The following is a 21,036-nucleotide window of genomic DNA, read 5'->3' on the forward strand; positions in this document are numbered from 1 at the left end:
CCCAAAAGGTCTGCCCTTCCGTCCCTCTTGCAGGTCTGCCGTGTATCTTCAAGGTATCCGCGTCCACTGCGGCTTCACGGTGGCGAAAGGGGAAACCGGCCGCCGGGCAGAAGAAATCCGTGCATCTGCATCGATTCCTGTCTATAGCGAAGCCGAACGCGCTGCTTTGCAGCATTGTCGGTGGTGTTTGCGCTCTCGTTGCGCTATGCCGCCGCCTCGCGACGAAGAGGATCCCCGATGAAAAACACCGTACTGGCGAACTTCGCCAAACGCCTTGCCATGCCTGACCTGTCCCTCATGCCGGAGGAGAGACTGACACCTGAACGACTCCGGATCGAAGTGCTGGCCGGCCTGACCGTTGCTCTGGCTCTGGTGCCGGAAGCGGTGGCGTTCGCCTTCGTGGCGGGGGTGCACCCGCTCGTCGGGCTTTACGCGGCTTTCATGGTGGGACTTGTCACCGCCCTCTTCGGCGGCCGTCCGGGCATGATTTCAGGCGCAACCGGCGCGCTCGCTGTCGTCATGGTGGCGCTGGTGGCAGAACACGGGGTCGAATACCTCTTTGCGACCGTGGTGCTGATGGGCATCCTGCAGGTTCTGGCCGGGGTGATGCAGTGGGGCAAGTTCATCCGGCTGGTGCCGCACCCGGTGATGCTGGGCTTCGTCAACGGGCTGGCCATCGTGATCTTCCTCGCCCAGCTCACGCAGTTCAAAGTGCCCGGCTCCACCGAGATTTCGGGCCATGGCGCCGGGGGCGGCGAGTGGCTGACGGGTCTGCCGCTTTATCTGATGCTGGGCCTCGTGGCTCTGACCATGGCGATCATCTGGCTCATGCCGAAGGTGTCCAAGGTCGTGCCCGCACCGCTGGCCGGGATCGCCGTCGTCGCGGCCATCGTGATCGGCTTCGGGCTGGACGTGCCGCGCGTCGGCGACATGGCCTCCATCGAAGGCGGGCTGCCGAGCTTCCACGTTCCGATGGTCCCGCTGAACCTTGAAACGCTGGAAATCATCTTCCCCTACGCGGTGATCCTCGCGGCGGTCGGTCTGATCGAATCCCTGCTGACCCTGAACCTTGTGGGCGAGATGACCGGCAAGCGCGGCGGCGCCAGCCAGGAGTGTATCGCTCAGGGCGCGTCCAACGTTCTGACCGGCTTCTTCGGCGGTATGGGCGGCTGCGCCATGATTGGCCAGTCGATGATCAACGTGAAATCCGGCGCGCGCACGCGGATCGCAGGCATCGTGGCGGCACTTTTCCTGCTGTCCTTCATCCTCTTTGCCTCGCCGCTGATCGAGATGATCCCGCTGGCGGCGCTGGTCGGCGTGATGTTCATGGTGGTGATCGGCACCTTCGCGTGGAACTCGCTCAAGATCCTGCTCAAGGTCCCGGCGATGGACGCCTTCGTCATCATCCTCGTGACGGTTGTGACGGTGCTGGAGGACCTCGCCGTCGCGGTCGTCGTTGGTGTCATCGTGTCGGCGCTGGCCTACGCCTGGAACAACGCGCGGCGCATCCATTCGCGTACCTACGTGACGCCCGAGGGCGCGAAGGTCTATCAGGTGCAGGGGCCGCTGTTCTTCGGTTCCTCCGACGGCTTTGTCGAGATGTTCGACGTGGCCGAGGACCCTTCGCTGGTAGTGGTCGACTTCGCCGACAGCCGTGTGGTCGACCAGTCGGCGCTGCAGGCGATCGAGGCGGTTGCCGGCAAATACGCGGCCGTGGGCAAGACCGTGCAACTGCGGCACCTGTCGCGCGATTGCCACCGGCTGCTCAACAAGGCCGGACACCTGATGATCGATTCCGACGACGATCCGGATTACGAACTGGCGGTGGACTACGGGGTGCGGACCGGCATCCTCGGCGGACATTGATCCCCGCAGAAGATCGGAACGGGGCGGCCTGCAGAGGCCGCCCTTTTTCATGTCCAGTGCGTGAATGCCGGGGCGCGGGTCAGGGCGCCAGCCGTTCCAGAGCGCCCACATCGCCGGCTTCGAGCGCAGGCCGTGCGGCGGCGATCCGTTCGGCTGGCCAGTCCCACCAGGCGAGCGCGTTCAGCCGCGCGATAACGTCCTCAGACAAGCGCATGCGCACCACCTTGGCCGGGTTGCCTGTGACGATGGCATAATTCGGTATGGCTCCGCGTACCACGGAACCGGCGCCGACGATGACACCGTTGCCGATCCGCGCTCCGGGCAGAACCATCGCGCCGTAGCCCAGCCAGACGTCATGGCCTATGGTCGTATCGCGGGTGTCGGGCTGGTATCCGGTCATCGCGTCGGGATCGAACACGGTGAACGGGTAGGTGGTCAGACCGTCCATCGCATGGTTGGCCGACGACCCGATGAAGCGCACGCCGTGGGCGATCTGGCAGAACTTTCCGATGCTGAGCGACTCTTGCGAGAACGGGAACAGGTAGGGTGCGAGGCGCGCGGCCCAGTCCTCGGGCGGATCGAAGTCTGACGCGTAGGTGTAGTCGCCGACGACGAACCTTGGATGGTCGATCACGGCCTTCAGGTGGACAGTGCCGACATGCGGGGAACCGTCGGGCAGGGTGATCGGATGGCGACGCGCGGCGTCGGGCAGGGAGAAACGTGCAGGCATGGTGCCTCCTTTGAAATGCTGAACGGATGTCAGGGGTTCAAAGGTGCTGGTCCATGTCGCTCTCCATCGGCTTTATTGGATGCGTAGCATGACGCGGGCAGTTTGGCCACGGCCCTTGTCGCGCGAAACCGCACGGCGGTCATGACGGGTCGGCAGGTGACCTGTTTGGCCTGCGGCCAAAAGCACCCACCCGCCAACCCGGGGCCAGCTCAATCGCCGGGGCGCTTGAGCGAGAACTTCTCGCGCACCACCGTGTAGTCGCGGTAGCCCATCCGGGACAGCGGGTTGTAGGCCAGCACGTCGAAGATGCCGTCGATCAGGCAGTCGTCGCGCATGTGCACACCCGTCACCTCGCCGAACACCGCGAAATTGCTGGTGCCCTCCAGCGCGACGATCTGCGTGAGCCGGCATTCGAGGTTGGCAGGCGCCAGCGCGACGCGCGGACAGGCAATGGTCTCGCACTCGGCCTTCTCAATCCCGGCCTCAATGAACTCATCCGTTCCGGCAGGCAGCGGGGCAGAGGTCGCGTTCATGGCGTCGCGCATGGCGAATTCGACGATGTTCACGCAGAAGACGCCGGATTCGCGGATCTGGGCGACGCTGTCCTTGGTATCCCCGCGGTCGTCCTTGGATGAGGTGGAAGAGAACATGACCTGCGGCGGAGTGTAGGCGCAGGCGTTGAAGAAGGAATAGGGGGCGAGGTTGTCGCGCCCGTCGGCCCCCCGGGTCGAGATCCATCCGATCGGACGAGGGGTGACGATGGCATTGAACGGATTATGTGGCAGGCCGTGACCGTCAGCGGGGCGGTAGAACATGGTGTTGCTCCTGTTTGCAGCGGATTCCCGCTGGTGATAGGGCGTTTGGAGGCGAAGTGCACGTGCCTCACGGCGCAGGCAGCCTGCAAACGTGCAGGCGGGAAGGGAGGCCCCGACGGGTGTATGTGACGACCGAGGAACGGCCCGAGGACTGGTGGGATGTCGAGGCGCTGTTCGACCTTGCCTTTGCACCGGGACGTACGGCCCTGTCTTCTTACCGGCTGCGCGATGACGTGCCGCCGGTGGCACCGCTTTGCCGCCTGGTGCGGGACGGATCGGGCACCGTCGTGGGGGCCATCCGTTACTGGCCGGTCCGGATCGGCGATGCAGACGTCCTGCTGCTGGGGCCCGTCGCGGTGCACCCGGTCGCGCAGGGCGCGGGGCTGGCGGCGCTCCTCATCCGCGAGACGCTGTCGAAGGCCGCGGAGCTTGGTTTCGAACGGATCCTGCTGGTCGGCGACCGGCCGTACTACGGGCGCTTCGGCTTTGACCGGCTGGAGGGGGTCGAGATGCCCCCACCCACAAACCCGGCGCGGATCCTCGGGCTGGAACTGGTGGACGGCGCATGGTCCGGCGTGACCGGAGAGGTGGAGCGCGCATTGCCGGAGTGAGCGCCACGTCTTGAACGTCGCGGGTTCGGTCACATCTTTTTCATCAGGAGGATGCGCCATGACCGAAATCACACCCGTCGGAACCCCCGAAGATCAGGTGCGCCTGCTGGCGAAGCGCTACAGGTCGGCCAATTCGGTCGGCATGCAGTTGCTCAACCTGATCGGGGGGCAGGCGGAGAACCTGCTGGAACGGTTGCCGGATTCGGCCAAGGACCGGCTGGAGGTCACGGCAGAGCGTGCCTTGGGCGCCGCGCTGGACGCCGCCGGACGGACGCGCGGCATCGTCCCGGACCAGAAAGGATGGCTGAACACAGCGATGGCGACGGCCATGGGGGTCGCCGGCGGCGTAGGTGGTCTGCCGTCGGCCTTGGCGGAACTGCCGGTCACGGTCACCGTCCTCATGCGCGCGATGCTGGGTATCGCCGCCGAACACGGGTTCGACCCGGAAAGCCCGGAAGTGGCGAAGGAGTGCCTTGCCGTCTTCGCCTCTGCCGGACCGCTGTCCAAGGACGACGGAACGGACATCGGCTTTCTGGCGGCGAGGGTGTCCCTGACCGGGGCCAGCGTGAATGGCCTGATCGCGCGTGTCGCGCCACGTGTCGCGACTGCGCTCGGTCAGAAACTGGCCGCGCAGACCGTGCCAGTGCTCGGCGCTGCGGCGGGTGCCGCCGTGAACTACGCCTATACCTCGTACTACCAGCAGATGGCGCATGTGCACTTCGGCCTGATGCGGCTGGCCGAGGACAGCGGGCGCCCCAGGGAAGAACTTCTGGACATGCTGCGCGAGGAGCTTGAACCGCCGCGGATACGACGAAACTGAATTTCGGATTTTCGGTAACTTTGGCTTAATACCGAAGATGTAGCGTCTCGGTCATCCGGGGCACAAAAGGCCCTGCCAAGCAATCCGGTCCCAAAACCCTACGCGACAGGCTGTCCTGAAAGCACACAGTACCTGCATGTGGGAACCGGCTCCTGCCGCGCGGAAGCGTGCGCAGGGCTCTTTGCCAGAAGGCGGAGGGCGGATGAGACGTCAGAGACTAACGCGCTCCGGTTCGGTGTAAAACGCGCCGACCGGGGCGTTTTTTGCGCGGGCATCGATCGGGCGCGCAAACGTGCGGTGGAAGCGCCTGGCCGCTCGGGCACCTGCCGGTCAAATGGCTTTGTCCGATGGCTTTGTCAGCTCGAATCCCTGAGGTATTCCATGACCGACTGCCGCACCGACTGTTCGCCGCGCAGGCGCGCCTCCTCGATCACGTCGCGGATCTCGGTCAGCGAATAGCGCATCAGAAGCGACTTGACCGGGCCGATGGAGGCCGGACGCATCGACAGTCTGCGGAGCCCGATGGCGGCGAAACAGAGCGCTTCGACCGGTCGCCCCGCGTCTTCGCCGCAGAAAGACAATGCCGTGCCCGTTGCCTCGCAGCGCTTCACGATCTGTTCGAGGAAGCTCAGAAAAGACACGTTCAGCGTATCGTAACGGCGGCGGACGCGCTCGTTCTCGCGGTCGGCTGCAAAGAAGAACTGCTTCAGGTCGTTGCCGCCGATCGACAGGAACTCCACCTCGCGGAAGAACCGGTCAGACGCATAGGCCAGCGAGGGCGTCTCCAGCATGCAGCCGACGGACAGTCGTTCCGGAACCTTATGGCCAAGGCGTTTCTCGCGGGCGATGACCTTGTCGACCTCGGCGCGTGCACGGGCGTATTCCTCGTATTGCGCGATGAACGGGAACATGATCGACATCGGCCGGCCATCTGCCGCGCGCAGCAAGGCCTGGAGCTGCATGCGCATGACGCCGGGCCGGTCGAGCGCCACCCGGATCGCGCGCCAGCCAAGCGCCGGGTTCGGCTCTTCCTGCGGTTTCATGTAGGGCAGCACCTTGTCGGAACCGATGTCCAGCGTGCGGAAGATCACCTGCTTGCCGGCGGCAGCATCCAAGACGCGCTTGTAAAGCGCGGCCAGTTCGTCGCGCCGCGGCATCTGGTTCCTGACGAGGAACTGAAGTTCCGTCCGGAACAGCCCCACGCCCTCGGCTCCGGAGCTCACGAGCGACGGCAGGTCCGCCATCAACCCGGCGTTCATCAACAGGTGCACCCGTTTGCCGTCGGCCGAAACGCAATCCGTTTCGCGGATGGAGGCGTACCTCTCCTGTGCCTTCGCCTGCATCGCCATCTTGTCGCGGAAGGCGTTCACCACGGTTTCGTCCGGGCGCAGGTGCACGACGCCCTGATCGCCGTCCACAAGAATGTGGTCGCCGTTCAGCGCCTCGTTGGTGATGCGTTCCGCGTGGATCACCAGCGGGATGGCCAGCGCGCGCGCCACGATGGCGGCATGCGATCCGACCGAGCCCTGCTCAAGAACGACGCCCTTGAGGCTGCGGCCATAGTCCAGCAGTTCGCCCGGGCCGATGTTGCGGGCGATCAGGATCGGCGCGTCCGGCATCTTGGCACCGGTCTCGCGGCCTTGCCCCGTGAGGATGCGAAGGAGCCGGTTGGACAGGTCGTCGAGGTCATGAAGACGCTCGCGCAGGTAGCCGTCGGTGACCTGGCTCATGCGGGACCGGGCCTGCGACTGTTCCTTCTCGACGGCGGCCTCGGCGGACAGGCCAAGGGCGATGTCCTCTTCCATGCGCCGCAGCCAGCCCTTGGAGTTAGCGAACATCCGGTAGGCTTCCAGCACATCGACCTGTTCCTGGTCGCCCATGGCACCGGCCAGCATTTCGTCGACTGACACGCGCAGCGTGTCCACGGCTTCGCGCAGGCGGTCGGCCTCGCGCTCAGGGTCGTCGGTCACGAGGTTGGTGACGACGACGCGGGGTTCGTGCAGCCAGGCTTGGCCCATGGCTGTGCCTTCCTGGCCGGTCGCGCCACGGAACAGCACGGCCTGCGTGTGGCGCGCTTTCAGCGCAGCACCTTCGCCGGTAAACGCGCCCAGTTCCGTCATCTCCGCCAGCACCATGGCCACGACTTCGAGCGCGTAGATCTCGTCGTCGGAGAACTCACGCACCTGTTTCGATTGAACGACGAGAACGCCCAGTTTCTCGCCCAGACGCTGGATAGGCACGCCGAGGAAGCTGGAATAGATCTCTTCCCCGGTCTCCGGCATGTATCGGAACCCGGGCGCGGCGGGCGCATCGGCGGTGTTGATCAGCTTGCCGGATCGCGCGACACGGCCGACGAGGCCTTCGCCCAGCTTCATGCGGGTTTCGTGCACGGCTTCAGGCTTCAGGCCCTGGGTTGCGCAAAGTTCCAGGGTGTTGGCGTCACGGAAGAGATAGATCGAACAGACCTCGGTTCCCATGCTGTCGGCGGTCAGATGAGTGATCTTGTCCAGACGCGCCTGACCGGCTGCGTCCTCGGCCATCGTGTCCCTCAGCCGGCCAAGAAGTTTGCGGCTTTCCGATTCTGTTTTGGGCACCATGTGATCAGTATTCCTCGGACCGTGCGGCTTGCAGGGATAGAGCATTGCGGGCGGGTTGGGAAATGGCTTTTCAAAACCGGCCGGGCATTTTTCCCGCTAAGGGCGAATTTCCGGGGAGCGAATGACATGTATTTCATCGCTTGTCCGGACAGTCTCTGCCTGACGAAGTTCCGCCCGCATATCATTGAAACTGTTCAGTTTAAGGAGTTGTCCCCAGGAGGAGGGCCGATTTTGTGCCGGAAGAATGTGGATAACTCTGTGGATTGGCAGTGTATATGATGCTTTATGGGACCTGGATCGCCACCTTGGACGTTCTAAGTTGCAAAAAGTCAAAAATCTGATCCGAAAAAGGGGTCCTGTTTGTCCCTGGGCGCGCCTCTCTTCCTGGTTTAGCAACCCCGGAAAAACGAACCGGCACGTTACGAATTTGTCATGCCGTCTGGCGGTCGAAACGGTCGGCTTCTGGATAGTCGCAGCGCTTGCAAAGCGTGCCGGCGGCGTCATAAGCGCGGGGGCGGTTCCGGGCAAGAGAGACTGGCATGCTACTTTACCGACTGCTGATCAGCCTCTTTGCCACCGCAGTCCTTCTGCGCCGCGGTCCGTCGCGCTTAACCATACCGGACCCGCAGGATGGGCCGCACGTCTGGTTGCACGGTGCGTCGAACGGAGAGCTTGCCTCCGTCCGCCCCGTTCTGGAGCGGTTGACGGCCGCCGATCCGGAGCGACGGTGGCTTGTGACGGCCAACACCGAAACAGCGCGAGACATGGTGGCAGGCTGGGCATTGCCCCGCGTCAGCGCACGGCTTGCGCCGGTGGATCTGCAACGCGTTACCGGCAAGGTCATCCGCGACTGGGGCGTGACCGCGCATGTTTCCCTGGAAGCGGAGATATGGGCGCACCGGTTCCTGGACTGTCCCGGGCCGGTCATCCTGTTGGGGGCACGCATGAGCGAAGGCACGGCACGCGGCTGGGGTCGGGTGCCCGGCCTCTCCCGGCGGGTGCTGGAGAGGGTCCGCTTCGCCTCTGCACAGGATGCGGGGTCCATGTCTCGTCTGGTCGCTCTCGGCCTGCCAGAGATGGCGCGCGGTCCGGTCGTCGACCTCAAGTCCTTCTACGCACCCCCCACCGTCACGCCTCCGGCAGGGTTCGCCAGAAACCATACCTGGTTGGCCGCTTCGACCCACGAAGGCGAGGAGGCCATCGTTCTTGCAGCGCATGCGGCCGCGCGGGAGGCCGAACCCGACTTGCGTCTCATTCTCGCACCACGGCACCCGCGCCGAGCAAGGGAAGTGCGCGCGATGGCCGAGGATCTTGGGCTGACGGTGGCGCAGCGCAGCCTCGGGGAAACGGACGGCACGGTCTATCTTGCCGACACGATGGGCGAGATGGCGTTGTGGTACGCGGCGGTAGGGCGCGTGTTTGTCGGCGGCACCCTGACGGACCGGGGCGGGCACACGCCGTATGAACCCGCCGCCTTTGGCGCCTCCCTGATCCATGGCCCTGATGTGCGCAATTTCCGCGCGGCCTACGGGCGCCTGGCTGGGGCTGGCGCAGCGCTGGAAATCGCGCAGCCAGACGACCTCGTACAGGCGTTGGCCGCCCTTGCCGATCCCGGCGAACAGGCGCGCATGGGGGCTCTGGCCCGCGAAACGCTGCGTCCGGAGGCAGGGATCGAGACGATTTGCGAGAAGATCTCGGGAACTCTTGAGACTGGGTAAACGCTACCTTTAATATACTGCAGTCAAGATGTTTACGGGATCGAGGACGGTATGATCCGTTATGCCCTGAAATGCGCCGAAGGCCACAGCTTTGAAAGCTGGTTCCAATCCGCGTCCGCCTTCGACCGGCTCGACGCCGCAGGGCATGTGAGCTGCGCCATATGCGGCTCCACCAAGGTCGACAAAGCGATGATGGCCCCGCGCGTCAGCAGTGGAGAGGCCGAACAGGCCAAACCCCTGACCGGGACCCCGCAACATCCGGCGGAGCAGGCCTTGGCGGCGCTGCGCGATCACGTGGAAAAGAACTCGGATTACGTCGGACGGGACTTCGTCCGCGAAGCGCGTGCGATGCATGTCGGCGCCGTGCCCGAACGCCCGATCTGGGGCGAGGCGCGCTCTGACGAGGCAAAGGCTCTGGTCGAGGACGGGATCCAGATCGCGCCGCTGCCTTTCCGGCCCAGGCGAGAGTCCAACTGAGCCGGTCAAACGGCCGGTTGCGCTTCCGATGCGACACGCCGCTCTTGCGCAGCGTCATGCAGCGGCGTAAAGGCCCTTCCGACCTGAAGGAAGAAAGATCATGCCTGTTCTCGTGATGAAATTCGGCGGCACGTCCGTCGCCACGCTGGACCGCATCCGGCGCGCCGCAAAGCGCGTCGGCGTCGAAGTCGCCAAAGGCTATGACGTCATCGTCATCGTCAGCGCCATGTCGGGTGAAACGAACAAGCTTGTCGGCTATGTCGAGGAAACCTCGCCCCTTTTCGACGCGCGCGAATACGATGCGGTCGTGTCGAGCGGCGAGAACGTCACCGCCGGCCTCATGGCGCTGACCCTGCAGGAAATGGACGTTCCGGCGCGCAGCTGGCAGGGCTGGCAGGTGCCGGTCCGCACGACCTCTGCGCATGCGTCTGCCCGGATCGAGGAAATCCCGACCGACAACATCATGGCGAAGTTCGGCGAAGGTATGCGCGTTGCCGTCGTCGCGGGCTTCCAGGGGATCTCTCCCGAAGGACGCATCACCACGCTGGGTCGCGGGGGCAGCGACACCACCGCCGTGGCGTTTGCCGCCGCCTTCGACGCCGAGCGCTGCGATATCTATACGGATGTGGACGGTGTCTACACCACCGACCCGCGCATCTGCGAAAAGGCGCGGAAGCTGGACAGGATCGCGTTCGAGGAAATGCTGGAACTGGCGAGCCTCGGCGCGAAAGTTCTGCAGACCCGTTCGGTCGAGCTGGCGATGCGGTACAAGGTGAAGTTGCGCGTTCTGAGCAGCTTCGAGGAAATGGACGACGCGGCCGGCACCCTGGTCTGCGACGAGGAGGACATCATGGAAAGCAAGGTCGTGGCCGGTGTGGCCCATTCCCGTGACGAGGCCAAGATGACCCTCGTCTCTGTCGCCGACCGCCCGGGGATCGCCGCGGCGATCTTTACCCCGCTGGCGGATGCAGGCGTGAACGTCGACATGATCGTTCAGAACATCTCGGAGGACGGGCGGACGGACATGACGTTCTCCTGCCCGACGAACCAGGTGGCGCGGGCGCAAAAGGCGATGAACGACGCCAAGGAGTCCGGCAGCATCAACTTCCACGAGATCCTCGCCGATACGGCGGTCTGCAAGATCTCGGTCGTGGGCATCGGCATGCGGTCCCACACCGGGGTCGCCGCGAAGATGTTCAAGGTGCTGGCGCAGGAAGGCATCAACATTCAGGTCATCACGACGTCGGAGATCAAGATTTCCGTTCTGGTCGAGCGCAAGTACATGGAACTGGCTGTTCAGGCGCTGCACGACGCGTTCGATCTGGACAAGGCCGGCTGACCAGTCTCCGCCGGTTGCGTATTCCTGACGGCGGTCCCGGGGAAGGGGCCGCCTTTTTCATGTGCGGACGCGTCAGGCGATCTCGACCGCCGGTTCCATGAAGTCGGTCGTGATCTCAAACCCGTTGTCCAGGTACAGAACGCGTTGGACGGCATTACCATTGGCATCGAACGTCGTGGTGTAGCTGGACCAGTTCCAGTCGTCCTGCATATCCCTGACCGTTTCGGAGGTCCGGATGCCGTTGGCGAAGGCGGAGTCGATCTCGACACCGTCGTCGCGGCACAGCACCTGCCGGATGCGGGCCCCGTTCATGTCGAAGTGATCCGCAGCGCTGTCCCAGAAGAAGCTGTCGGCGGTATCGTGCACCGTCTTCGTCACAACACGACCGCCGCTGAAACTGGTTTCGACCGTGCGGCCATCGTCGAAGGTCATGACTTGCGACACCCGGCTGCCTTGCTGGTCGTAAGTGTCGACGTAGTTGCTCCAGGGTCTTTCGTTGTTGGCATCGGTGACCGTCACGGTGGCCCTTTGTCCGCCGACAAAATCGGTTTGCACCTGCAACCCGTTGTCGAGTTGGAGGTTCTGCATGGTCCGTGCACCTGACGCATTGTAGTGGTCGGTGTAGCTGGTCCAGCCTCTGGAATTGTCGTTATCTGTCACGGTGACCGTGGATCGGTTGCCGTTGACATAATCCGTGTCGAGCTGCAGCCCGTTGTCCAGCAACATGCTCCGCGTGGAGAGGGTGCCGGAGGAGTCGAAGGTATCCGTGTAGCTGCTCCATGTCCGGATGTCGCCGCCGTCCGTGACGGTGACGGATGCGCGGTTGCCGCCATCGAAGGTCGTGTCGACGCGCAGGCCGCTGTCATGCTGCATGCTGCGCGTGGCGAGGTTGCCCGACTGGTCGAATGTGTCGGTGTAGCTTGTCCAGCTACGGGTGTCCTGCGCGTCGGACACCGTCACGGAGGACCGCTGCCCGCCCGAGAACGCGGTTTCGACCACCAAGCCATTGTCCAGGGTCATGTCTTGCGATACGCGCGCCCCGTTGGCGGCATAGGTGTCGGTGTAGCTGTCCCAGTCGTATACGTCCGACAGGTCGGTGGCTGTCATGTGCGTCGCAACGCCGTTCGCGTACTCCGCAACCCGGCGCACGCCGTTGTCCATGACGGTGGTGGTCCGCAGCAAGGTGTCGTCGGCATCGTAATCGTAGGTGATCGTATCCCAATCGAACTGATCGCCGTCGTCGGTCGCCGTGGTCGAATACGCGGTGCCGACGAAGCTCTCGGTCCGGATTGTGCCATCGTCGTTCAGTGTGGTGCGGGTCAGCAGCGTGCCGGAGCTGTCGAAGGTGTCGGTGTAGGCGCTCCAGTTGGCGGAGTTGTTCGTGTCGACCGTCACGCGGCATGCGGCATAGTCGGCGCCCGTTGCGGTGAATGTGATCGTCTGACCGTTCGCCGAGGACCCGACAACCGCCGTGCCGTCGGCGAAGGTCAGTGTCTCGATCCCGGTGAAGCGCGTGGTGTTGCCGTTCACCGTCAACGTCGCGGCGCCGTTGCAGCCAAAGGTGTAGTCGGTGAAAGCGCCGCCCATCGCCAGCAGGTCGCTGCCCGCGCCGCCGTTGATTGTGTCGTTTCCGTCCGACCCGAAGATGGTGTCGTTTCCGGAGCCCGAATGGATGTTGTTGTTGGCCGAATTTGTGGTGATGCTGTCGCGCCCGCTACCGGTGGTCGCGTTCTCGATCACCGCGCCGCGGGCAATGGCGAAATTGCCGACCTCGCCGTTCAGATCGGAAAAGGTGCCGTCACGCAGGTCGAGACGCTGGTTCGCGGACCGTGACCCGAGGTTGATCGTGTCCGTCCCGGCGCTGTCGAAGATCGCCACGGCCCATTGCGTCGAAAGACCCATGCCCTTCTGCGCGAGGTTGGTGTTGTCGCCATAGACGGTGTTTCCGGTGTTCACGTTCGTGGGCGTGCCGTACAGGTTCTGGATCGCGAGGATGTCGGCCAGCTGCGTGGTCGCGAGATAGTTCGAAGACGCGTTGGTGTGCGGGTTTTCCCACTGGCCGAAGTACGACATGATCGAATACTGCCAGCTGTCCTGCTGGTAGTGCGCATCGGTGCCGAAGTCGGCGGACCCGTTGTAATTGCCCGCGTGGCCCAGCCCGAGCGCATGGCCGATCTCGTGGATGTAGGTCTGCAGGTAGTAGTCGCCGTAACCCTGCCAGCCGGTGTTCACGTTGACATAGGACTGTGTGATCGTCTGCCCGGCGATGTAGGAATAGGAATAGGCCCCGGAGGAATCGTCGGTGAAGACGAAATCGGCGCCGGTGGACGTGGTGATCTGGAAGTTCAGGCCAGAGACGGCGGACCATGCCTCGAATGCCTCTATGGCGGTGGCGCGTCCCGTCGAATCCAGTTGCGAGACGTTGAAGGTCAGCGTGTCACCGGCCTCTGCATCGAAAGACCTGCGCGCGCGGCCGGTGGAGTGCCAGTACCCGTCCGTCAACTGCGCGGCGACCTGATCCAGCGAATAACTGGGCAGGGTGGCCGAAAGGCTGGCACCGGACGCGTCACCGCTGGAATCGAAAGAGGTGGCGCCGTGGGTGTCGTAGGTGGATGTCGACGGGTCGCGGGCTTGGCAAAGGAAACACATGTATGGTCGCTCTCTTCGATGACGGGCCGTCCGCCGGGTACGGACGTCGGGACTTGAGGGAAGAGCGATCCTTCTGATCGGCATGGGGCGGCCACCATTCAGGCGCCGGCTGCGAGGGGCGTTTCGAACCCGATGCAAGATTTGCGAGAGAATCCGGATGCGGTGGGGCGCAAAGACGAAGCTTTTGCGTCATTGGGTATGCAACGAGGACACTGGAGGGTGTTGTGCCGCGTTGTTTCCGTCACAGAGAGCCGGATTTAGTGAATTTTATTCAACGGTTTAAGGTTTGCTCCGATGGCCTGGAGCGTCCCGTGTCCCCAAATGGGCGCTCCGGGCAAGGTGCACGGGTGCGCAGTGCTCAAACGGCCTTCGATCCGGGCCTTGCCCTGCACGCGGCGTCGGTTTGGATGCGTTTGCCTGCAGCCGATCGGCTTCACGACACATGGCCAACGATACCGCGTACGGGCGCCACCCAAAACGTGTCATCAAGGGAGAAAGGAGAGATGGTGCTGCTGGAGAGAATTGAACTCTCGACCTCTCCCTTACCAAGGGAGTGCTCTACCTCTGAGCTACAGCAGCGCCGTGTGGGGGCGTTTAGACTCTCTCTTTGAAGCGCGCAAGAGGGGTTTGGCGAAAAAACGTACAGCGATTTTCCGGAGGCTGGACCCGTTATCGCGGCTGGGGTACATCCGCCCCATGGATCGGGGCAATCGCAAGAGCAAGGCGTCCAAGGACAGTCGCCGTGAGGACCGCCTGAAGGCGGCTCTCAAGGTGAATCTGGCGCGTCGCAAGGCGCAGGCGCGTGCCCGGTCCGAAAACGAGCCCGGAGACGCCGGGCGGACCACGGACAACGACTCGAATTCGGATTGAGAGGCAGGCAGGCATGGATTCCATTCTGGTGACGGGAAACGGCCCGTTGAGCGGCGAGATTCCCATCGCGGGCGCCAAGAACGCCTGCCTGACGCTGATGCCCGCGACGCTTCTGTCGGAAGAGCCGCTGACGCTGACCAACGCGCCGCGCCTTTCGGACATCCGCACGATGACGCTGCTCCTGCAGTCGCTGGGCGCGGAGGTGACGGCCATGAACGCCGGCAAGGTGCTGGCCATGTCCTCCCACGCGCTTACCTCGCAACGTGCGGAATACGACATCGTGCGCAAGATGCGGGCGTCGATCCTTGTGCTCGGGCCGCTTCTGGCGCGGTACGGTTACGCCGAGGTCTCGCTGCCCGGCGGTTGCGCAATCGGCGCGCGCCCGGTGGATCTGCACCTCAAGGCAATGGAGGCCATGGGCGCGGAGATGGACCTGCGCGACGGTTATGTCCACGCCAAGGCCCCTGCGGGCGGTCTGAAGGGCGGCGTGGTCGACTTTCCCTTCGTCTCGGTCGGTGCGACTGAAAACGCGCTGATGGCGGCAACGCTCGCGAAGGGCACCACAGTTCTCAAGAACGCGGCGCGGGAGCCGGAGATCGTCGACCTCGCGCACTGCCTGCAGAAGATGGGCGCGCAGATCTCGGGCGAGGGGACTTCGACCATCGAGGTCCAGGGCGTCGAGCGGCTGGGCGGGGCGACCCACAGCGTCGTCACCGACCGGATCGAACTTGGGACCTATATGCTCGCCCCCGCGATCTGTGGCGGTGAAGTCACCTGTCTCGGCGGGCGCATCGACCTGCTCGAAGCCTTTTGCGAACGTCTGGATGCCGCAGGCGTCTCGGTCGAGGAAACCGACAAGGGTCTGAAGGTCGCGCGCAAGAACGCCCGGGTGAAGGCCGTGGATGTCGTGACAGAGCCGTTCCCCGGCTTCCCCACCGACCTGCAGGCACAGATGATGGCGTTGATGTGCACGGCGGACGGCAAAGCGGTGCTGGAAGAGAAGATCTTCGAGAACCGCTTCATGCATGCGCCGGAACTGATCCGCATGGGGGCCAGCATCGACGTGCACGGCGGCACCGCGACCGTGACCGGGGTCGAACGGTTGAAAGGCGCGCCGGTGATGGCGACGGACCTGCGCGCCTCTGTCTCGCTGATCCTTGCCGGGCTCGCCGCAGAGGGCGAGACCATCGTGAACCGCGTCTATCACCTCGACCGTGGCTACGAGAATGTCGAAGACAAGCTGTCGGCCCTGGGCGCACGGATCGAACGGGTGGCCGGACAATGACCGAGGATGCGCGTTTCGAAGACGGCATCGAACGCCCCCTGAACCTCGGTGCGTTCGATGCGGAGGACCTGCAGGTTATCTCTGCCCTCGCGCAGGATGCGGTTCTGCCGGTGACGGAGATCAAGTGGCAAAAGGCGCAACGTCGGCTTGGGCTCCTGGTCAATCGCCTGCGCCGCGAGGTCGGCACCCCCGATGTGGAACGGGTGCAGTCGCTCCTGGTGATCGACAACGTGCAAGGCGTGTCCAGCCAGGGCGTCGACCGGGCGGACAGGGACCTCGTGCTGCAGATCCTGTCCATCGACTGGGAAGCGGGCGAGGATGCGGCTGGCCATGTCGTGCTGACGCTGGCCGGGGACGGTGCGCTCCGCGCGCATGTCGAAGCGTTGGAGGTCAGCCTGCGCGACGTGACGCGCCCCTACGTCGCCCCGTCGCGCAAGATGCCCGACCACGGCTGATTCCCACGGCGCGGCCCCGCGCTGCGACCGGGTGTTGAGGCTTGCCGCCCGGCAAGCTATGTCAGCCAGCGTCAACGGAGGTTTGCCAATGCCCGTCTTTCTGGACAGCACGTCCGCCGATTTCGAGACCCGTTTCGCGGCGCTCCTGTCCGCCAAGCGCGAAGACAGCCCGGACGTGGACGATGTCGTCGCCGGGATCATTGCCGACGTGCGTGAAAAGGGCGATGCGGCGGTCCTTGCCCTGACGGCAAAGTTCGACCGTCTGGCCCTGACATCCGACACCATGCGGTTCACTGCGGCGGAGATCGAGGCGGAATGCGCCCGTGTGCCCGAGGCCGAGGCTCGTGCGCTGGAACTCGCCGCCGAGCGTATCCGCGCCTACCACGTGCGCCAGATCCCCGAGGATGCTGCGTGGACCGACCCGGAAGGCGCCACGCTGGGCTGGCGCTGGACGGCGGTGTCGGCGGCGGGGCTTTATGTGCCCGGCGGTTTGGCCAGCTACCCGTCCTCTGTCCTGATGAACGCAGTGCCCGCCAAGGTGGCGGGTGTCGAGCGGCTCGCGATCTGTGTGCCCACGCCGGACGGTGTGGTGAACCCGGCTGTGCTGCTGGCGGCGAAGATCGCCGGCGTGGACGAGATCTACCGCATCGGTGGGGCGCAGGCGATTGCGGCGCTGGCCTATGGCACCGAGAGCATTGCCCCCGTCGACAAGATCACCGGCCCGGGCAATGCCTTTGTCGCCGCAGCGAAACGGCGCGTGTTCGGCAAGGTGGGCATCGACATGATCGCGGGCCCGTCCGAGATCCTCGTCATCGCCGACTCGGACAACGATCCCGACTGGCTGGCGCTCGACCTCATGAGCCAGGCCGAGCATGACGAATCGGCGCAGGCCCTGCTGATCTGCACCGACGCGGCCTTTGGCCAGAAGGTGGCGGACGCCGTTGCGAAGCGGCTGGAAACGCTGGCGCGCCGCGATATCGCCGGTGCATCCTGGCGCGACTTCGGAGCGGTCATCACCGTTTCGGACCTCGACGAGGCCGCGCGCCTGTCGAACCGCATCGCGCCGGAGCACCTGGAACTGTGCGTCGCCGATCCGGAGGCACTGGCCGCGAAATGCGTGCACGCCGGTGCGATCTTCCTCGGAGGATGGACCCCTGAGGCCATCGGCGACTACGTCGGCGGCCCGAACCACGTCCTGCCGACGGCACGGTCGGCGCGGTTCTCGTCGGGACTGTCTGTGATGGATTTCCTCAAGCGGACGACCATGGCCCGGATGTCGCCGGAGGCGCTTGGCGCGATCGGTCCCGCGGCCGAGGTGCTGGCGCGCTCCGAAAGCCTGGAGGCGCATGGCCTGAGCGTTACCGCGCGGTTGCAGAAACTCAACGGTTGATCGGCGCGCGCCCCTGGAAACGGTTTATCCGAAAGTCGGTTGCCCTTACGACCCTGCGCGCCCTTGCCAAAAATGTTAACCGGCTGGTAACCTTTTTGCTGCAGATGCGAAAGACGTCCAGATGAGCCATATCGCCCACATCCAGCTTGACGATGCCAACCTGCCGCCTCCGACCCCGGAGATCGAGCAGGAGCGCCGCGTCGCCATGTTCGACCTGATGGAGGAGAACTCCTTCATCCTGCCGCAACGCGACGACCGCGTGGTGCCTCCGGGGCCCTATAACGTCGCCCTGTCGATCCGGGACAAGAGGCTGGTCTTCGTGGTGATGACCGAGCACGGAGAAACGGCGGCGGAGTTTCATCTTTCGCTCAGCCCGTTCCGGCAGGTGGTCAAGGACTACTTCGCCATCTGCAAAAGCTACTTCGACGCGGTAAAGACCGCAGCTCCCGGCCAGATCGAAACCATCGACATGGCGCGGCGGGGCATCCATAACGAAGGGGCACGCGTGCTGCAGGAACGCCTGGAGGGCAAGGTGGAGGTGGACGATGCCACCGCACGACGGCTCTTCACGCTGGTCTGCGTGCTGCACTTCGGGGGGTGATTTGAAGGACTATCCGCAGTCGGTACTGTTCTCCTGCGACCACAATGCGGTCCGCTCGCCGATGGCGGAGGGGATCATGAAGAAATTCGTGGGCACCCGGACTTACGTGCAGTCGGTCGGCGTGGTCAACGACCTCGAGATCGACGGTTTCGCCATCGCTGTCTGCAAGGAGATCGGCGTCGCGCTGGAACGGCACCGCTCGCGCTCCTTCGAGGAGATGGAGCAGATGGGCGAGATGCTGTCCGGCTTCGACATGATCGTCACCATGTCGCCGGCCTCGCAGCGCAAAGCGCTTGAACTGACACGGTATTATCACCTGACGGTGGATTACTGGCCGGTGATGGATCCGACCGGCATCGGCGAGTCGCGAGAGCAGAAGCTGAACGCCTACCGCCAGACGCGCGACCAGATCGTGAAGCGCGTGCAGGAACTCTGGGGCGTCTGAGGGGCGTCTGATCCTACCGACCGACGGATGTGTTTTCCACGGCGCCGAAACCGGCTAAGGCGGCCATCGGATCGACAGAAGGAGACGGCCATGGGGCGCGAGGTCATCGAGCGGTATTTCGCAGCATTCAACGCGGGCGACACGGAGGGCATGCTGGACTGTCTTGCCACGGACGTGGAGCATCACGTCAACGAGGGTCAGATCCGCGTCGGCAAGGTCAAGTTCGCGGAATTCTGCGCGCACATGAGCCACTGCTACGCCGAGAACCTCACGGACATGGTGGTCTTCGCCAATGACGAAGGCACCCGCGGCGCGGCGGAATACATCGTCAACGGCACCTACAAGGCCACCGATTCCGGCCTGCCGGAGGCCAAAGGCCAGACCTACCGCCTGCCTGCGGGGTCGTTCTTTTCGTTGAAGGACGGGCTGATCACCCGCGTCGTGACCTACTACAACCTTGCCGACTGGGTGCGCCAGGTCTCATGAAGGTCGAACGTCTGACAGGCGATGCGCTTGAGGCGGCGCTTGGCGATCTGGCGCGGCTGAGGATCTCGGTGTTCCGGGCCTTTCCCTATCTCTACGACGGGGATCTTGAGTACGAACGTCACTACCTGCGGTCCTATTCCGACAACCCGCGCGCCGTGCTGGTGGCCGCGCGCGACGGTGACAGGATCGTGGGTGCCGCGACCGGCATGCCCTTGGCCGATCACGCCGACGCCTCGCAGATCTCCGGCCCGCTGCCGTCGGTCGAACGTGTCTTCTACTGCGCCGAAAGCGTGCTGCTGCCGGACTACCGCGGGCATGGGCTGGGGCACGCGTTCTTTGACCTGCGCGAGGCGGAGGCGCGGAAGCAGGGGTTCGATTACACCCTGTTCTGTGGCGTCGTTCGCCCGGAGGATCATCCGATGCGCCCGGAAGGCTACCGCCCGCTCGATGGGTTCTGGCGCAAGCGCGGGTACGAAAAGGCAGAGGGTGTCACCGCCACGTTCCACTGGACGGATCTGGGCGACACGGAGGAGCGCCCGCACAGGCTTCAGGCCTGGATGCGTCGGCTTTGAGCCTTGCGGCGCTGTCCCGGCCGGGGCAGGGACACGTCCGCACAGGGTGCAAGACATGAGGACCACGGAATGAAGATCGCCACCGCCGCCTACAACATGGATTTCCTCGACGACTGGGCCGCCTACGAGGCCAAGCTTGAACGCTGGGTCAGCGGCGCGGCGGGCGAGGGCGCGGACCTGCTGGTCTTCCCGGAATACGGCGCGATGGAACTGGCGACGCTGGCCGGGCGGGACGTGGCGATGGACCTGCAGGGCTCCATCCGGGCGGTGTCGCAACGTGTGCCGGAGGCCGATGCGCTTCACGCCAAACTGGCGGAGCGCTACGAGGTGCACATCCTCGCGGCATCCGCGCCGGTCGAGACGGGCGAGGGGCTGCCGGTCAACCGCGCGCGCTTCTTCGCGCCGGGCGGCGCGATGGCGACGATCGACAAGCAGATCATGACCCGTTTCGAGCGCGAGGAGTGGGGCGTGCGCGGCGGCGCACCGCTGGAGGTCTTCGACACGGCCCTGGGACGGATCGGCGTGCTGATCTGCTACGATTCGGAGTTCCCGCTTCTGGCGCGCGGGCTGTCAGAGGCGGAACTCCTGCTGGTGCCCTCCTGCACGGAAGTGCTGGCCGGGTACTGGCGCGTGCGAATCGGTTCGATGGCGCGGGCGCTGGAACAGCAGTGCGCGGTGGCCATGTCCTCCACCGTCGGCACCTGCGACTGGTCCTACGCGGTCGACACCAATTGCGGCGCGGGCGGTGTGTTTGCGCCCCCGGACCGGGGTTTTCCCTCGACAGGCGTGATCGCCGAGGGCAAGCTGAACGCACCGGGCTGGACCTTTGCGGAGGTGGATCTTGCAGCGGTGGCGGAGGTCCGGCGCGATGGCGTCGTCCTGAACCGCACCCATTGGGCAGAGCAGTCCGGCCGTGACGGCAGGGCGCCTGTCACGCTGTTGAAATGACGCACTGACGAGATGTGACTTGAAAACCGGAAGGGATCGGACCATATCGTGGTGCGCCTTGCCCTTGCGCAGCAGGGGCGGACCACGAAGGAGAGACCATGGCCAAGGAAGATACGCTCGAATTTCCCGGTGTCGTGAAGGAACTCCTGCCGAATGCGACGTTCCGGGTCGAGCTTGAAAACGGCCATGAGATCATCGCACATACGGCAGGCAAGATGCGCAAGAACCGCATCCGCGTTCTGGCCGGCGACCGGGTCCAGGTGGAAATGACGCCCTACGATCTGACGAAGGGCCGCATCAACTACCGCTTCAAATAACCGAGACCACGAAGATGGACCGCGCTTTCGGCGCGGTCTTTCCTT

General features: G+C 64.6%; 19 protein-coding genes and 1 tRNA gene. 15 read left to right on the forward strand and 5 right to left on the reverse strand.

Annotation, left to right across the window (positions count from 1 at the left end):
• The first annotated feature begins 237 nt into the window (after nt 1-237).
• Nucleotides 238-1,866 carry a SulP family inorganic anion transporter gene (locus ABFK29_RS07500; protein ID WP_005856624.1) on the forward strand — a complete coding sequence of 543 codons (1,629 nt, stop codon included), beginning with the start codon at nt 238-240 and terminating at the stop codon, nt 1,864-1,866.
• 79 nt (nt 1,867-1,945) lie between these two features.
• On the opposite strand, the gene ABFK29_RS07505 is transcribed toward ABFK29_RS07500, so the two are convergent.
• Together ABFK29_RS07505 and ABFK29_RS07510 are read right to left on the reverse strand one after the other, a co-directional pair.
• Nucleotides 1,946-2,596, reverse strand: coding sequence for a CatB-related O-acetyltransferase (locus ABFK29_RS07505; RefSeq protein WP_005856626.1), 651 nt, complete (start codon nt 2,594-2,596; stop codon nt 1,946-1,948).
• 209 nt (nt 2,597-2,805) lie between these two features.
• Nucleotides 2,806-3,411, reverse strand: coding sequence for a flavin reductase family protein (locus ABFK29_RS07510; protein ID WP_005856627.1), 606 nt, complete (start codon nt 3,409-3,411; stop codon nt 2,806-2,808).
• Between the two features lie 119 nt (nt 3,412-3,530).
• Here ABFK29_RS07510 and ABFK29_RS07515 point away from each other — a divergent pair, with 119 nt between their 5' ends.
• Both ABFK29_RS07515 and ABFK29_RS07520 read left to right on the forward strand, forming a co-directional pair.
• Entirely contained in the window at nt 3,531-4,022 is a 492-nt protein-coding gene (locus ABFK29_RS07515) for a GNAT family N-acetyltransferase (RefSeq protein WP_005856629.1), read from the forward strand.
• 58 nt (nt 4,023-4,080) lie between these two features.
• On the forward strand, nt 4,081-4,842 hold the full coding sequence (locus tag ABFK29_RS07520) for an EcsC family protein (RefSeq protein ID WP_005856631.1): 762 nt from the start codon (nt 4,081-4,083) through the stop codon (nt 4,840-4,842).
• Between the two features lie 356 nt (nt 4,843-5,198).
• On the opposite strand, the gene ptsP is transcribed toward ABFK29_RS07520, so the two are convergent.
• The gene (gene ptsP, locus ABFK29_RS07525) at nt 5,199-7,439 is read right to left on the reverse strand and encodes a phosphoenolpyruvate--protein phosphotransferase (RefSeq protein ID WP_005856633.1); all 2,241 of its coding nucleotides are present in this window, start codon (nt 7,437-7,439) and stop codon (nt 5,199-5,201) included.
• Nucleotides 7,440-7,978: 539 nt separating this feature from the next.
• On the opposite strand from ptsP, the gene ABFK29_RS07530 reads away from it, so the two are divergent.
• From ABFK29_RS07530 to ABFK29_RS07540, 3 genes are all read left to right on the forward strand, one after another.
• On the forward strand, nt 7,979-9,157 hold the full coding sequence (locus ABFK29_RS07530) for a 3-deoxy-D-manno-octulosonic acid transferase (protein WP_005856635.1): 1,179 nt from the start codon (nt 7,979-7,981) through the stop codon (nt 9,155-9,157).
• A gap of 51 nt (nt 9,158-9,208) precedes the next feature.
• A complete protein-coding gene (locus ABFK29_RS07535; RefSeq protein ID WP_005856637.1) occupies nt 9,209-9,634 on the forward strand; it encodes a DUF1178 family protein in 426 nt (141 codons plus the stop codon).
• A gap of 100 nt (nt 9,635-9,734) precedes the next feature.
• Entirely contained in the window at nt 9,735-10,973 is a 1,239-nt protein-coding gene (locus ABFK29_RS07540; RefSeq protein ID WP_040604249.1) for an aspartate kinase, read from the forward strand.
• 72 nt (nt 10,974-11,045) lie between these two features.
• Here ABFK29_RS07540 and ABFK29_RS07545 read toward each other — a convergent pair whose 3' ends face one another.
• A complete protein-coding gene (locus tag ABFK29_RS07545) occupies nt 11,046-13,622 on the reverse strand; it encodes a M10 family metallopeptidase (protein WP_347100275.1) in 2,577 nt (858 codons plus the stop codon).
• Nucleotides 13,623-14,126: 504 nt separating this feature from the next.
• Nucleotides 14,127-14,201, reverse strand: a tRNA-Thr gene (locus tag ABFK29_RS07550).
• 304 nt (nt 14,202-14,505) lie between these two features.
• Here ABFK29_RS07550 and murA point away from each other — a divergent pair.
• The 9 genes from murA (at nt 14,506) to infA (ending at nt 20,991) form a co-directional block, all read left to right on the forward strand.
• A complete protein-coding gene (murA, locus tag ABFK29_RS07555; protein ID WP_005856645.1) occupies nt 14,506-15,777 on the forward strand; it encodes a UDP-N-acetylglucosamine 1-carboxyvinyltransferase in 1,272 nt (423 codons plus the stop codon).
• Nucleotides 15,774-16,232 carry a DUF2948 family protein gene (locus ABFK29_RS07560; protein ID WP_005856647.1) on the forward strand — a complete coding sequence of 153 codons (459 nt, stop codon included), beginning with the start codon at nt 15,774-15,776 and terminating at the stop codon, nt 16,230-16,232. Before murA ends, ABFK29_RS07560 begins: the two co-directional genes overlap by 4 nt.
• Before the next feature lie 88 nt (nt 16,233-16,320).
• A complete protein-coding gene (gene hisD / locus ABFK29_RS07565) occupies nt 16,321-17,622 on the forward strand; it encodes a histidinol dehydrogenase (RefSeq protein WP_005856649.1) in 1,302 nt (433 codons plus the stop codon).
• A 121-nt stretch (nt 17,623-17,743) separates the two neighbouring features.
• Nucleotides 17,744-18,223: a UPF0262 family protein gene (locus tag ABFK29_RS07570; protein WP_005856651.1), complete on the forward strand. Its 480-nt coding sequence runs from the start codon at nt 17,744-17,746 to the stop codon at nt 18,221-18,223.
• A gap of 1 nt (nt 18,224) precedes the next feature.
• Entirely contained in the window at nt 18,225-18,668 is a 444-nt protein-coding gene (locus ABFK29_RS07575; protein WP_005856653.1) for a low molecular weight phosphatase family protein, read from the forward strand.
• Between the two features lie 90 nt (nt 18,669-18,758).
• A complete protein-coding gene (locus tag ABFK29_RS07580; RefSeq protein ID WP_005856654.1) occupies nt 18,759-19,154 on the forward strand; it encodes a ketosteroid isomerase-related protein in 396 nt (131 codons plus the stop codon).
• The gene (locus tag ABFK29_RS07585; RefSeq protein WP_005856656.1) at nt 19,151-19,726 is read left to right on the forward strand and encodes a GNAT family N-acetyltransferase; all 576 of its coding nucleotides are present in this window, start codon (nt 19,151-19,153) and stop codon (nt 19,724-19,726) included. Before ABFK29_RS07580 ends, ABFK29_RS07585 begins: the two co-directional genes overlap by 4 nt.
• A 69-nt stretch (nt 19,727-19,795) precedes the next feature.
• Complete coding sequence (locus tag ABFK29_RS07590; RefSeq protein WP_005856658.1) at nt 19,796-20,674, forward strand: carbon-nitrogen hydrolase family protein; 879 nt, start codon at nt 19,796-19,798, stop codon at nt 20,672-20,674.
• Between the two features lie 98 nt (nt 20,675-20,772).
• Nucleotides 20,773-20,991, forward strand: a complete 219-nt coding sequence (gene infA / locus ABFK29_RS07595) for a translation initiation factor IF-1 (protein ID WP_005620785.1) — start codon at nt 20,773-20,775, stop codon at nt 20,989-20,991.
• Nucleotides 20,992-21,036: the final 45 nt, after the last annotated feature.

This window comes from Sagittula stellata E-37, from assembly GCF_039724765.1.
GTDB lineage: Bacteria > Pseudomonadota > Alphaproteobacteria > Rhodobacterales > Rhodobacteraceae > Sagittula > Sagittula stellata.